Below are 12,299 nucleotides of genomic sequence, written 5' to 3'. Positions count from 1 at the left end.
CGAAACTGGACCTCACCGGGAAGGCTGACAAGAGAGGGGGACCCCCCGCGTGTCGCGGGTGGAACAGGCCCTCCGCTCGCATGGGGCCTCCCACCTCCCCTGGGGACAGGGCCCGTGTTGGCCCGCCACCATCCAGGCGGAGGCGACGTGCGTGCAACCCCAAGCGAGTTGGGTTATTCGAGGGGACATGGCGGCCCGCAAGAACCTCCCTCCCCCGAGCCTCGGTGACTATCAGGAGCGCCTGCGCGCGGCCGGACTGCGCAGCACCACCGCCCGGGTGGCGGTCCTGCGCGAGCTCGAGGCGGCCAAGGCCCCCTTGAGCCACGCGGAGCTGGTGGACGCCCTGCAGGACGAGGGCTACGACCGCGTCACCCTGTACCGCAACTTGACGGACCTGACCGAGGCGGGCCTCGTCATGCGCGCGGACCTGGGGGACCACGTCTGGCGCTTCGAGCTCAAGGGCGACACCCAGGCCGAGCACGGCCCCCACCCACACTTCACCTGCACGGACTGTGGCAGCGTGGCCTGCCTGCCCGCCGAGTCCGTGCACGTGAAGCCCGCCAAGGGCGCCCCCAAGGCGCTGGCGGCCAAGAGCGTGGACATCCAGCTGCGCGGCCGCTGCGATCGCTGCGGCCAGTGACCGGCGCGCAGGGAGGCGCTCCCCGCCCCCGACCCCCGGAGCAATCGTCCCCCCGTCCCCCTCGTGCCGCGTTCCGGCGATGACTACCTCTGCTCCAGGCCAGTCCTGATCCGGAGGAGTACATGCGGCACCGGCATGGAGTGAGGGCGGAGGGCAGACCCCCCGGAGCACCGCGCGCCGCTCGGCTCCGCGAGCGCTGGCGCGAGTTCGCCTCCCCCGAGTTCGTCGAGGTGGTGCCCTTGGAGGACGACACGCCCGGGCCCACCCCACGCCGACTCCAACTCTTGAGCGCCGAGGACGGCCCGCTCGACCCCGGCCCCTGAGCACGGAGCCACACGCCACGGCCATGCACATGCAACCGTGTTGCATTTCATGGGATATCCGTTAAGGATGATCCTGGACAACTCCGCGCGCCGAGGCGTGGCGCGCGCCAGGAGCACCCGACATGAGCACTTCGCAGAAGCGGCCGCCCGCCGAGGGCGGCTCCCGTTCCGTGGGCGGTGAGGACGATCGCCGCGCGGGTCGACTCGGATTCGGACGGCGAAAGCCCAACCCCCTGGGCGCGGCGCGCACGGTGGACTTCAAGGACGTGACCCTGCTCAAGCACTTCATCACCGAGCGCGGGCGCATCATCCCCCGCCGCATCACCGGGGTGACGGCGCAGCAGCAGCGGCAGGTGGCCCAGGCCATCAAGCGCGCGCGCCAGCTCGGACTGCTGCCCTACGTCGCCACGGGCACCTGAGCCCCACGGTTCCCCCCACCCCCCACCCTTTCTCGAGGAGTTCCCCATGCCCAAGGGCCATCGCGCCATCATCCAGCTCGTGTCCACGGCCGGCACCGGCACCGTCTCCACGACGACGAAGAACAAGCGGAAGTCGCAGGACAAGCTCCAGCTCAAGAAGTACGACCCGCGCGTGCGCAAGCACGTGCTGTTCGTCGAAGGCAAGCCGTGAGCCGCCGGCGCGCGTGCTTGCCGCGCGGGCCCCGGCCCGAGGCCGCCCGCTTCCGGGAACGGGAGCGGGCGTTCGCGCCCCCCGAGCTCATCGACGTGGGGGGCGCGCTAGACGACGCCTCCGCGCCGGAGGACGAGGGTGAGCCCTCCCGGGCCCTGCGGCTGGTGCGCGCGGGCGAGTGCGCCTCGGAGCCCGCGGGGGGATGAAGCGCGAGGGGGCAGGGCCTTCACCGGCCCCGCCCCCTTTTGATTTCCAGCGGCTCAGAACTTCTCGCCGCGCGCCTGCAACTCCTTGAGCACCCGCTCGATGCCGCGCTTGTTGATGATGCGGATGCCGTGGGCGCTCACCCGCAGGCGCACGAAGCGCCCGAGGCTCTCCACCCAGAAGCGGTGGTACTGGAGATTGGGCACCGAGCGCGTCTTCGTCTTGTTGTTGGCGTGGCTGACGACGTTGCCCACCAGCGGCCGCTTCCCCGTGACCTGACAGACCTTGGACATGTGCGCCTCTCCTACCAGCTGGACTTGGTGACGCCGGTGACGTGGCCGGCCAGGGCCTTCTCGCGAAAGGCGATGCGCGACATGCCGAAGCGCCTGAGGTAGCCGCGCGGCCGGCCCGTGATGGCGCACCGGTGGGTGACGCGGATGGAGTTGGAGTCGCGCGGCAGCTTCGCGAGCGCCGTCTGGGCCCGCATCCGCTCCTCCACCGTGCCCGCCGTGCGGATGGCTTCCTTCAGGGCCGCCCGCCGCTCGGCGTACCGGCGCACCAGCGCCTTGCGCTGCTCGTTCTTGTGAATCTTGCTCGTCTTGGCCATGGGACCGGGGACATACCGCGAACGTCCCACAATCGCAACACAGTTGCATTTGATATTCCGTGGCACTTGACTGGAACGCAATTCGGTTGCATTTGCGGGGAATGGATTCGCCCTCCCGCCAGACCGACACCCGCCTGCCCGTCACCGTGCTCTCCGGCTTCCTGGGCGCGGGGAAGACGACGCTGCTCAACCACGTGCTGGGCAACCGCGAGGGACGGCGCGTGGCGGTCATCGTCAACGACATGAGCGAGGTGAACATCGACGCGCGCCTGGTCCAGCACGGGGGCGCGGCGCTGTCGCGGGTGGACGAGCATCTGGTGGAGCTGCAGAACGGGTGCATCTGCTGCACGCTGCGCGAGGATCTGCTGCGCGAGGTGGCGCGGCTGGCGGGACAGGGCCGCTTCGACTACCTGCTCATCGAGTCCACGGGCATCTCCGAGCCGCTGCCGGTGGCCGAGACGTTCACCTTCGAGGCGGAGGACGGCCAGAGCCTGTCCCGGGTGGCGCGGCTGGACACGCTGGTGACGGTGGTGGACGCGAAGAACTTCCTCGCGGACTGGAGGAGCGAGGAGGACCTGCGCGCGCGCAAGCTCGCCCTGGGCGAGGAGGACGAGCGCACGGTGGCGGACCTGCTCGTGGAGCAGGTGGAGTTCGCCAACGTGCTGGTCGTCTCCAAGGGGGATCTGGTCACCCCGGAGGAGAGCGCGCGCCTGGAGGCCCTGCTGCGCCACCTCAACCCGGACGCGCGCATCCACCCCGCGCACCGGGGCCACCTGCCGCTCGCGGCCATCCTCGACACGCGGCTGTTCGACATGGAGCGGGCGGCCCAGGCACCGGGCTGGCTCCAGCGGATGCGCGACGAGGTCGTCTCCGAGCGCGACACCTACGGCGTGACGAGCTTCGTCTACCGGGCCCGCCGCCCCTTCCACCCCGGCCGCTTCTGGACGCTGCTCTACGAGGACGGCGCGCTCTGGACCAACGTGCTGCGCTCCAAGGGCTTCTTCTGGCTCGCCTCGCGCATGGAGGAGACGGGGCTCTGGTCCCAGGCCGGCGGCGCGGCCACCTGCGAGTACGCCGGCCCCTGGTACGCCACGCCCACCGCCCAGGAGTGGCGCGAGGACCCCGAGCTGCGCGCCCAGGTGGAGCGCGAGTGGCGGGAGCCCTTCGGTGATCGCCGCCAGGAGCTCGTCTTCATCGGCGTGGAGCTCGACGAGGCCGGACTGCGCCGAAAGCTGGAGGCCGCGCTCCTCACGGACCAGGAAATGGCACGCGGGCCCCGGGCCTGGCGCCGCCTGCGTGACCCCTTCCCCGCCTGGGTCGACGTCCAGGACGCCGCCCCCGACGCGAGTCCTTCGTCCAGGTAGGGGACTTCACGCGCGCCGGGCGGAGCGGGTGGTAGCGCGGCTCACTCGCTCCAGACCAGGGCCAGGTCCAGGGCGATGGCGTCGAACGGCTCGATGCGCACGAGGCCCTGCTCCCCCGTGAAGCGCTCGGGGGCGCTCCACCCGTCCGACCCGAGCCGGAACAGCTCGATCGTCCGCGTGAGGGGGTCCACGTGCCACAGGTGGCGCACGCCCTCACGCGCGTAGATGCGCTGCTTCACGCCCTGATCCCGGTGCCGCGTGCGCCGCGAGAAGATCTCGCACACCCAGTCCGGAGGCAGCTCGTAGTGGGCGGGCGCCTCGGAACCTCCGACGGCGCGGGGCAGGCGCTCGCGCCGCCACCCGGCCAGGTCTGGCGCCACCTTGTCCGGACGCGGCCCGAGGTGGAGCTGGGGCTCGGCGAGCAGCACCCATCCGCCCGGCCCGTCCTGCCCGAACTTGAAGGGCCGTCCCAGGAGCATCCCGAGGTTGATGTGGACGTTGGCGTGGGGCCGCGCCGGCCGGGGACTCAGGAACAGCTCCCCCTCGAGGATCTCCGCCACGAGTTCCGAGGGGGCGGACTCATAGGCGTCCTCGACGGATGGGTCATTGCGCGGGCTCATGAGGGAGGATCTTCGCATACCCGACGTGTCGTGCAACGTCGGGGCCATGACTTCGCAGGTCATCCCACGGGGGAGCCAGTGGCTCGTCCGCCCGCCTGGTCCATGCGGTTTCAAGACTTGGCGGCGCCCTACCGCGACCCCAGCTTTTTCCACGGACGCCGTCATGGGCGTCGCCACTCAACCGGGAGGGAATCCACATGAAGAAGCTTCTGACCGCGCTTGTCGTGACCCTGAGCACCGCCGCCATCGCCGAGCAGCCGATGCCCCAGAGCCAGGCGGAGCAACAGAACGAGAAGAACCAGACCAGCCGCGTCTCCACGGGCGTGGACGCCACGCAGGTGGGCCCCGCCATCAAGGACACGGCCAAGGACGTGGGCCAGAAGGTCTCCGGCACCGCCGAGGAGGCCAAGGAGGGCACCGAGCGCACCGCCGAGCGCGCCAAGGAGGGCGTGGAGAACACGGCCGACAAGGCCGCCCACAAGGCGGGCCTCGCCCTGGCCTCGGACGGCACCTTCAAGCGCGAGCACGCCTTCAGCGCCCGCGGCACCCTGAAGAACACCGGCGGCGGTGGCGTGACGCTCGTGCGCCAGGGCCTGCCCGACGCCAACCTGGACGTGCGCCCGGAGACGATCGTGATGCTCGACGGCAAGAAGGTCGAGTCGAACGCCATCCCCGAGGGCTCGCAGGTGCGCGCCCGCTTCCAGCTCGAGGGCGAGGAGATCGTCGCCGTGGAGCTCAACGCCACCAGCCCCAAGGCGCACAAGTAATCGCGCCGCTCGGATTCCATCCCGCACTCACCGACAGGAGACAGACCCATGAAGAAGCTTCTCACCGCGATGGTCCTCACCCTCGGCACCGTGGCCATGGCCGAGCAGCCGCCCGCCCAGACGAACCGCCCCTCCACGGGCGTGGACGCCACCCAGGTGGGGCCCGCCATCACGAACACGGCCAAGGACGTCAAGGACGCCATCACCGAGGGCTCGTCCGACAGCGTCAAGACCGAGAAGACCTACAGCGCCAACGGCACGCTCAAGAGCGTGGACGGCGACAGCCTGGTCCTCTCGCGCTCCAACCGGAAGGACTCCAGCTTCGAGCTGCGTCCGGACACGGTGGTGATGCTCAATGACCGCAAGGTCGAGGCGAGCGCCCTGCCCGAGGGCTCGCAGATCCGCGCCCGCTTCCACCGCGACGGGCAGAAGATGATCGTCACCGAGATCAACGCCACGCATCCGAGCAAGTAGCGCCCGGACGCCCGCGGCACCCTTCGGGCCCGCTTCCCTCACGGGAGGCGGGCCCGGTTGCTTTGCGGGCCTCAGGCAGGGCACCGCGCCCGCCCAGCGAGTGAAGGATTTTTCCCTCTCCGGGGGGCTTGCCCGGCGCGCGGAGAGGAGCGGGCCGCCTCGTCCCGTCGGGCATGGTGCTTGCTCTACGCAGGACGACCGTCACGAGACGGCTCGACGAGGCGAGGGACAAGCATGCGCGGATGGTGGGGAGCGTGGGCGGTAGGGGCGATGGTGGTGAGCGGGTGTGGCGGCATGGACGGCTCGCCGCCGACGGGGAGCGACGACGCGGCCGTGTCCACGGACCCCTCGACGGATCACCCGCCGCCCGTTCAGGTGACGCCGGCCCCGGAGACGCCCGTGGAGCCGCCGCCCACGAACAACCCGCCCGCCCCGCCGCAGAGCGAGCCCCCGGCCCCGCCGCCCGAGGCCTCCGTGGGCCCGTGGCCCGACGAGCCCGTGGTGCACTACTCCGCCCGGTACGGGCTCGGCACCGGCATGCAGGGCGTGGCGGTGGATGACGCCTACAACATCTGGATGCTGGATGGAGACCGCATCGGCGTGCTGCGCCCGGGCGACAGCGCACCCCGGTGGGTGAGCGGCGTCGGCCAGGCGTCCCAGGGCTTCGGCTCCGACAAGCTCGCCCTGGGCTCCAGCGTCATCTGCGGCGGCAGCGCGGGCCGCGTCTACGTGGGCTACCTGGCCGCGGAGCTGGACAACGCCTTCATCTACAGCCCGGATGGCCGCGACTTCCCGGCCTACGACAACCCGGACTCCACGCGCTTCGACGCCGCGCGCTACCAGGAGTACCAGAAGGGCGACCTGGACGCCGTGAAGCTCACCGCCGACGGGAACATCGTGCTCGAGGAGCACCTGAGCCGCTCGGCGCGCAGCAACGGGCCCCAGGACGTGGGCATCCGCAACACGAACGACCACCACTTCGACGAGGACCGCTCCGTCTTCTCGTGCACCAAGGTGATGCGCGGCGAGCACAAGGGGCAGATCTACATCGGCACCAACCACGGCGTGACGCGCATCCAGGGGCTCGTCTACAACAGCCACCGCCACCCGGTGTGGTTCAAGCCCAAGCCCCCGCCGAGCACCGGCACGACGCAGATGGCGGGCTACACCTACGCGCTGGGCATCGCGCAGAACGGCGACGTGCTCATCGGCAACGACTGGCAGCTCGGCGTGGTGACGCCCTCCCCGAAGCTCGCGGACTGGGACCGGGTGGACACCGCGCTCAACCAGGATCGGCTCAACTCCTACCTGCCCGAACTCAACAGCCAGGAGGACAAGGACCTGTGGCGCGGCGTGCAGCAGACGACCGACGGCAAGTACTACGCGGCCAGCCGGGACTTCGGCCTGTGGAACTATGAAATCCTCCGGCCCTCCACCGCGCGCGGCACCAAGGTGAGCGGCGTGCCCACCGACAAGCTCACGTCGCTGGCCGCCACGGATGACGGCTCGCTCTTCATCGGCACCACGGGCTTTGGCCTGTGGCGGCTGGATGCCCAGAAGCAGCTCACCCACGTGGAGGGCGTGGAGGGCGTGGCCATCAAGCAGCTCGTGTACGACCCCACGGTGAAGCCCGCCATGCTGTACGTGCTCACCGACCGGGGCCTCACGGTGCTGCGCGGCTACTGAGCCCGCCCGGCCGCTCGCCGGGGGAGGCGCTCAACAGCGGGAGGGCGGCGGAATTTCCCGCCGCCCTTCGGGCTTTTTTCCCAGCCCGCCCCCTCACCGGCAGGTCCCCCGACGGGCGAGCGCCGCGCGCCCGATCGGGTGGTGGGGTGGGGGTGCTCTACACTTCGTCCCGTTCCTCGACGGAAGGATTCGCATGGCCCCTCGATTCGCCCGCCGCCGCTCCGCCTCCTCGAACGTCCAGCTGGCCTCGAACGCGGCCCCCGCGCTGCACCGCGAGACCATGCGCCGCAACGAGTTGAAGGCTCCGGGGCCGGATCCGCTGCGGCCCGAGGCGCGGCTGCGCTGGAGGGACCACTTCACGCTGTCGGAGAACGTGCTGCACGTGCCGGGCATGCACCGCGAGCACGAGGGCCTGGTGGTGGCCCACCTGTCGGACATCCACGTGGGCATGGCGACGAGCGCGGTGCGCATCCGCCGCGCGGTGGCCGAGGTCAACGCGCGCAACCCCGACGTCATCTTCCTCACCGGCGACTACGTCACCCACAGCGCCAAGCCCCTGCCGCGTGTCATCGAGCTGCTCGCGGGCTTCAACCGGCCGGTGTTCGCGGTGCTCGGCAACCACGACCACTGGGTGAACGCGCACTACCTGCGCTCGGGCTTCGAGCGGCTGGGCTACACGGTGCTGCAGAACGAGCACCGCGTGCTCGACGTGCGGGGCGCGCCGCTCACGGTGCTGGGCATCGACGACGGGCGCACGCACCGCGACGACGTGGAGGCCACCTTCCGGGGCGCGCCCGAGTCCGGCACGCGGCTGGTGCTCACCCACTCGCCGCCCACGGTGGACAAGCTGCCCCCCAACGCCAACCTGGTGCAGTTCTCCGGGCACACCCACGGCGGCCAGTTCGTGGTGCGCGGCCTCACCGAGGCCATCTTCCGCCGCGCCGGCCAGCCCTACATCCAGGGCCACTACCATGTGCGCGGCAACCAGCTGTACGTGAACATGGGCCTGGGCTTCGGCTTCGGTGGCATGTACCTGCGCCGGGGCACCTATCCCGAGGTGGCCTTCTTCACCCTGCGCCACGCCGAGACGGCGCCCACGGCCTGAGTCAGCGGGGCACGACGGCCGGCTCCAGCGGGGGCCGGGTCGCGCTCGAGTCGAGGGGCAGCACGATGCGGAACGCCGTGCCCGCCCCATCCTCGGAGCGCACCGTCACCTCGCCCCCGTGCGCCCGGACGAGCTCGCGCACGATGAACAGCCCGAGCCCCAGGCCACTGCCCCGCCCGGTGCGCACCGAGCGGCCCTGCCCGAAGGGGCTGAAGAGCGTGCGCAACAGCTCGGGGGGAATGGGCGGCCCGGGGTTGGAGATCTCCAGCCACTGCCGTCCCGCCTCCTGCCAGCAGCGCACGAAGATGGGATCGTCGTGCGAGGCATGTGACAGGGCGTTGCCCACCAGGTTGCTCACCACCTGCGCGAGCCGCTCCCAGTCCCAGATGCCCTCGCAGTGGCCCTCGGACTCCACGACGACCAGGCGCGTCGGGTAGAGCGCCTCCAGCTCCTGCACCACCTGCCGGCACACCCGGGGCAGGCTCGTGGGGGACAGGTGCAGGGGGATGCCCCCGCCGAGCCGGGCCCGCGTCAGGTCGAGGATGTCGGAGATCATGTTGCCCATGCGCGACGCGCTCGACTCGATGCGCCGCACCATGCCCTCCTGCCGGGGCGGCAGCTCGCGGCGGCTCAGCTCCCGCGCCGACAGGGCGATGGCGTGCAGGGGGCTGCGCAGGTCGTGGCCGAGGATGCCGATGAAGCGCTCGCGAAAGCGCGCCTCCTCCTCCATGTGGGCGAGCATCCGCTTGCGCTCGGTGATGTCCATCATCGAGCCGATCATCCGCACCAGCCGGCCCCGGACGTCGCGCGCCGCGCGGCCCCGGTCCAACACGTCCATGTACGCGCCGTCCTTGCCGCGCAGGCGGTACTCGGCGCTCCAGGCCTCGTCCCGCGAGTCGTGCAGCAGCCGCAGGCCGTCGCGCACGCGCTCGCGATCCTCGGGGTGGATGCGCTCCATCCACCCATCGAAGTCCCCCATCTCCTCGGGCAGGAAGCCGAGCACCCGCGTGCAGGCCTCGCCCCAGAGGATGCGGCCATCGCGCACGCACCACTCCCAGAGCACGTCATTGGTGGCGAGCGACGCCAGGCGGTAGCGCTCCTCGGCCTCGCGCAGGGCCTCGTGGGCCCGCTCGCGCTCGGTGCACTCCAGGGCCACGCCCAGCACCCGCACGGGCTGCCCCTCCTCGTGGAAGGAGCGGCCCACCACCTCGTAGATGTGCACCGAGCCGTCCGGCCATTCGCCATGGAAGAAGAAGGAGTGGGGGCCGGGCAGGTAGCGCATCCGCTCGAAGGCCTCGGCGATCTGGGCGCGCTCCTCGGGCCGCACGTTGCGCAGCAGCTGGTCGAGCGAGTTGCCCACGTCGTCCCGCGGCTGGCCGAAGAAGGACGCCGCGTTGTCCGACAGCGTGAAGGCGCCCCGGGCCTCGGACCACTCCCACGTCACCATGCGCGCCGTCTCCAGCGCCAGGCCCAGGTACGCCTCGCGCTCGCGCGCCAGCCGCTCGCGCGCCAGGGCCTCGCGCAGCGACCGCCGCTCCGCGAAGGCCTCGGTGACGTCCGACAGCCACAGCTCGACGCCATCCTCCCGCTTGACGGCCCGCGCCAGGAACCACCGCTCCAGGGCCTCGCCGCGACGCAGCCCCACCTCGAAGGTGAGCGAGGGCTCGCCGTCCACCACCCGGCCCAGCGCGCCCAGGCTCGGCACGCCCTCCAGGGCGCTCCACGTCGACAGGGCCGGTCCCCACCCCGACACCAGGCGCGTGGCGGCCTCGTTGAAGACCCGCCCGTGGAAGTCCAGCAGCCGGCCCGTGCCATCCCTCACGCTCTGCAAGAAGATGTACGGGTCGGGATACTCGCCGCTCGGTCCCCACCGGTCCGCGGATGCGACGTGCCTGGTTGATGTCACGAGAACCCCCAATCGCGCCGTGCACCCCGGCTCTCCTCTTCGGGGGAGCCCGCACGTGAAGCACGAAGCCGCGATTCTTCCACGGGGCCCTCCGCCGCACCCCTGGACCCGAGGACAATGCCACGCCCCAGGCGGCCCCCCGGTGGATGGGACGAGCGGTGGAGTGCGCGAGAAGGAGCGCCCCACCTCACTCGGCGTGCGGCCCGGCCAGCGCCGCCTCCACCTCCTGGGAAAGGCGCTGGAGTTGCTCGCGCTCCCGCCAGGCATGGGTGGACGGAAGGAGCGACGCTTCCACCTCCAGCGCCTCGCGTGCCTGGAGCAGCAGGCGCACGCGCTCCTCCCCCGAGCCGAGCCGGGCCAGGCCCCACAAGGCATGGGGATTGTCGGGCAACAGCCGCAACCCCCGCGCATGGGCCTCTCGTGCGGCGGCCGTGTTTCCCCGCGCCGCCTCGCACTCGCCGAGCAGGAACAACAGCCGGGTGGAGCGCGGCAGGTGGTGCAGTCCGCCCCGAGCGACCTGGACACACCGGTTCATGTCTCCCGCCAGGAACGACACCTCCGCCAGCCGTGCATGGACGGCGACGTCACGGGCCTGGGCCATCGCCTCGCTCAAACCCTCGGTCGCGCTGCGCAGAAGACCCCGCGCCGCGGCCTCCTCCCCTTTCCTCCAGGCGATGGACGCCCGCGTGAGGGGGACGTCCATCCAGAGCACCAGGCCCAGCAGGGAGGCCGCCGCGAGCGAAACCCCGACGGGCCGCCCTCGGAAACGCCGGTGGCTCCGGGTCCGGGCCAACAGTCCCGCCACGCAGGTGGCCAGCAGGAGCGTGGGCGGGGCCACGAACGTCAGAGACACACACGAGGAGAGCACCAGGGCCCCGCCGGCCCCCAGGAGCGCGGCCGTACGGCGTCCTGGACGACGGGGCACGCCCCGAAGCAGCACCCCGCCCAGGAGCAGCACGAGCCCGACTCCCGGCAATCCACTCTCCACAGCGACCCGCAGCAGTTCGTGGTGGGGCTCCTCGATCTGCTGACCCGCGCTGAAGGCCTCATCCCGCACCACCGCCCGGTGATAGGCCGGGTAGACCCCCGAGAAGCCACCGGGCCCAACGCCCAACCCGGGATGGTCCATCACCAGCGCCCACGTGTTGCGCCAGGTGACCCACCGCCCGCTCAGTTCCAGACGGGACAGGGACCCCAGGGAGTCGGCATACGGATTTGGGGCCTGCCACGCCAGGCGGGGGCCCGGAGTGAACAGCACGGCCAGCCCGGCGCTCAACCCCACCACGGCCGCGAGTGAGTGCCGCCGGGGACCGTCCAGATGCCACCCCATCCACAGCAAACCCACGGCCGCGACCGCCCAGCCCGTACGGCTGCGCGTGGAGACCAGGAAGGCCACCTGCACGCCCACAAGCACGAGCGCCCAGGGCCTCCCCCGCCCCAGGAGGAAGCCCACCGCCAGGAGCAGCGAGGCCGCCACGAACTCCCCCGCCACCGCCCGGCTGACGAAGAAGGCCGCGGGGCGGGTGGCCTGGAGCAACCAGGGCAGGTCTACCCATTGCTGCACGAGACCCAGGAGCGCGCCCGCCCCGCCCAGGGCCATGAGCGGCACCAAGAGGAACCGGCGCGGAAGCCGCCCTCCCGCCACGCTGCTCAGGAGCACCAGCGCGACGAGACCGTCCAACCACCGGGGAGCCCCCCACCACGGGGACTCCCCGAGCCGCCACGTCACGGTCCACCAGGCCCCCAGCGCGCCGGCCACGAGGGCCACCGCGCCCCACCGCGGACGGCGCGCCGCATGCAGCAGCACGCCGACCGTCAGCAGATGCAGCGCGAGACGCCGGGGCAGCACCGCCGCGCTCTGCGTCCACGGCACCTGAGCCGCGACCGCGAGGCAGACCAGGACCGCACAAAGCACCACCACCGCGCGGCCCTGGAGCCAGGGTTTGTGAACGTTCTCACCCAAGACCCGAAGC

The 12,299-nt window shown here is 71.6% G+C and carries 14 protein-coding genes; 9 read left to right on the top strand and 5 right to left on the bottom strand.

Annotated features, from left to right (window positions below; translation table 11 throughout):
- Positions 1-187 precede the first annotated feature (187 nt).
- The 4 genes from I3V78_RS05565 to I3V78_RS05550 all read left to right on the top strand — a co-directional run bounded on the left by I3V78_RS05565 (position 188) and on the right by I3V78_RS05550 (position 1,799).
- Positions 188-640 (top strand): Fur family transcriptional regulator, encoded by a 453-nt coding sequence (locus tag I3V78_RS05565; RefSeq protein ID WP_204485272.1) that lies wholly within the window; start codon positions 188-190, stop codon positions 638-640.
- Between the two features lie 445 nt (positions 641-1,085).
- Positions 1,086-1,382 (top strand): 30S ribosomal protein S18, encoded by a 297-nt coding sequence (rpsR, locus tag I3V78_RS05560; protein ID WP_204485271.1) that lies wholly within the window; start codon positions 1,086-1,088, stop codon positions 1,380-1,382.
- A gap of 46 nt (positions 1,383-1,428) precedes the next feature.
- A complete protein-coding gene (rpmG, locus tag I3V78_RS05555) occupies positions 1,429-1,593 on the top strand; it encodes a 50S ribosomal protein L33 (protein WP_204485270.1) in 165 nt (54 codons plus the stop codon).
- Positions 1,590-1,799, top strand: a complete 210-nt coding sequence (locus I3V78_RS05550) for a hypothetical protein (protein ID WP_204485269.1) — start codon at positions 1,590-1,592, stop codon at positions 1,797-1,799. The genes rpmG and I3V78_RS05550 overlap by 4 nt, the downstream gene beginning before the upstream one ends.
- Before the next feature lie 54 nt (positions 1,800-1,853).
- Here I3V78_RS05550 and rpmB read toward each other — a convergent pair whose 3' ends face one another.
- Together rpmB and rpsN are read right to left on the bottom strand one after the other, a co-directional pair.
- Positions 1,854-2,090 (bottom strand): 50S ribosomal protein L28, encoded by a 237-nt coding sequence (gene rpmB / locus I3V78_RS05545; RefSeq protein WP_204485268.1) that lies wholly within the window; start codon positions 2,088-2,090, stop codon positions 1,854-1,856.
- Between the two features lie 11 nt (positions 2,091-2,101).
- Positions 2,102-2,404 carry a 30S ribosomal protein S14 gene (gene rpsN, locus I3V78_RS05540; protein WP_204485267.1) on the bottom strand — a complete coding sequence of 101 codons (303 nt, stop codon included), beginning with the start codon at positions 2,402-2,404 and terminating at the stop codon, positions 2,102-2,104.
- A 101-nt stretch (positions 2,405-2,505) separates the two neighbouring features.
- Here rpsN and zigA point away from each other — a divergent pair, with 101 nt between their 5' ends.
- Positions 2,506-3,768 (top strand): zinc metallochaperone GTPase ZigA, encoded by a 1,263-nt coding sequence (zigA, locus tag I3V78_RS05535; protein ID WP_204485266.1) that lies wholly within the window; start codon positions 2,506-2,508, stop codon positions 3,766-3,768.
- 41 nt (positions 3,769-3,809) lie between these two features.
- Here the strand turns inward: zigA and I3V78_RS05530 are convergent, their stop codons facing one another.
- Positions 3,810-4,388: a Uma2 family endonuclease gene (locus I3V78_RS05530; RefSeq protein WP_239576313.1), complete on the bottom strand. Its 579-nt coding sequence runs from the start codon at positions 4,386-4,388 to the stop codon at positions 3,810-3,812.
- Between the two features lie 197 nt (positions 4,389-4,585).
- Here I3V78_RS05530 and I3V78_RS05525 point away from each other — a divergent pair, with 197 nt between their 5' ends.
- The 4 genes from I3V78_RS05525 (at position 4,586) to I3V78_RS05510 (ending at position 8,420) form a co-directional block, all read left to right on the top strand.
- Positions 4,586-5,155, top strand: a complete 570-nt coding sequence (locus I3V78_RS05525) for a hypothetical protein (protein ID WP_204485264.1) — start codon at positions 4,586-4,588, stop codon at positions 5,153-5,155.
- 48 nt (positions 5,156-5,203) lie between these two features.
- Positions 5,204-5,629: a hypothetical protein gene (locus I3V78_RS05520; protein WP_204485263.1), complete on the top strand. Its 426-nt coding sequence runs from the start codon at positions 5,204-5,206 to the stop codon at positions 5,627-5,629.
- Between the two features lie 234 nt (positions 5,630-5,863).
- The gene (locus tag I3V78_RS05515) at positions 5,864-7,315 is read left to right on the top strand and encodes a hypothetical protein (protein WP_239576312.1); all 1,452 of its coding nucleotides are present in this window, start codon (positions 5,864-5,866) and stop codon (positions 7,313-7,315) included.
- 193 nt (positions 7,316-7,508) lie between these two features.
- Positions 7,509-8,420: a metallophosphoesterase gene (locus I3V78_RS05510; RefSeq protein WP_204485262.1), complete on the top strand. Its 912-nt coding sequence runs from the start codon at positions 7,509-7,511 to the stop codon at positions 8,418-8,420.
- Between the two features lies 1 nt (position 8,421).
- Here I3V78_RS05510 and I3V78_RS05505 read toward each other — a convergent pair whose 3' ends face one another.
- Positions 8,422-10,326, bottom strand: coding sequence for an ATP-binding protein (locus I3V78_RS05505; protein WP_204485261.1), 1,905 nt, complete (start codon positions 10,324-10,326; stop codon positions 8,422-8,424).
- A 187-nt stretch (positions 10,327-10,513) separates the two neighbouring features.
- The gene (locus tag I3V78_RS05500) at positions 10,514-12,289 is read right to left on the bottom strand and encodes an O-antigen ligase family protein (protein ID WP_204485260.1); all 1,776 of its coding nucleotides are present in this window, start codon (positions 12,287-12,289) and stop codon (positions 10,514-10,516) included.
- Positions 12,290-12,299 lie beyond the last annotated feature (10 nt).

The organism is Archangium primigenium, assembly GCF_016904885.1.
Classification (GTDB): Bacteria; Myxococcota; Myxococcia; order Myxococcales; family Myxococcaceae; genus Cystobacter; species Cystobacter primigenius.
This window is presented reverse-complemented; position numbering and strand designations above follow the sequence as displayed.

Excerpts from the sequence above, each read along its gene's own strand:
- rpmB (WP_204485268.1), bottom strand. The coding sequence starts at position 2,090 with ATGTCCAAGGTCTGTCAGGTCACGGGGAAGCGGCCGCTGGTGGGCAAC.
- I3V78_RS05520 (WP_204485263.1), top strand. The coding sequence starts at position 5,204 with ATGAAGAAGCTTCTCACCGCGATGGTCCTCACCCTCGGCACCGTGGCC.
- I3V78_RS05565 (WP_204485272.1), top strand. The coding sequence starts at position 188 with ATGGCGGCCCGCAAGAACCTCCCTCCCCCGAGCCTCGGTGACTATCAG.
- I3V78_RS05510 (WP_204485262.1), top strand. The coding sequence starts at position 7,509 with ATGGCCCCTCGATTCGCCCGCCGCCGCTCCGCCTCCTCGAACGTCCAG.
- I3V78_RS05530 (WP_239576313.1), bottom strand. The coding sequence starts at position 4,388 with ATGAGCCCGCGCAATGACCCATCCGTCGAGGACGCCTATGAGTCCGCC.
- I3V78_RS05525 (WP_204485264.1), top strand. The coding sequence starts at position 4,586 with ATGAAGAAGCTTCTGACCGCGCTTGTCGTGACCCTGAGCACCGCCGCC.
- rpmG (WP_204485270.1), top strand. The coding sequence starts at position 1,429 with ATGCCCAAGGGCCATCGCGCCATCATCCAGCTCGTGTCCACGGCCGGC.
- zigA (WP_204485266.1), top strand. The coding sequence starts at position 2,506 with ATGGATTCGCCCTCCCGCCAGACCGACACCCGCCTGCCCGTCACCGTG.
- rpsR (WP_204485271.1), top strand. The coding sequence starts at position 1,086 with ATGAGCACTTCGCAGAAGCGGCCGCCCGCCGAGGGCGGCTCCCGTTCC.
- I3V78_RS05515 (WP_239576312.1), top strand. The coding sequence starts at position 5,864 with ATGCGCGGATGGTGGGGAGCGTGGGCGGTAGGGGCGATGGTGGTGAGC.
- rpsN (WP_204485267.1), bottom strand. The coding sequence starts at position 2,404 with ATGGCCAAGACGAGCAAGATTCACAAGAACGAGCAGCGCAAGGCGCTG.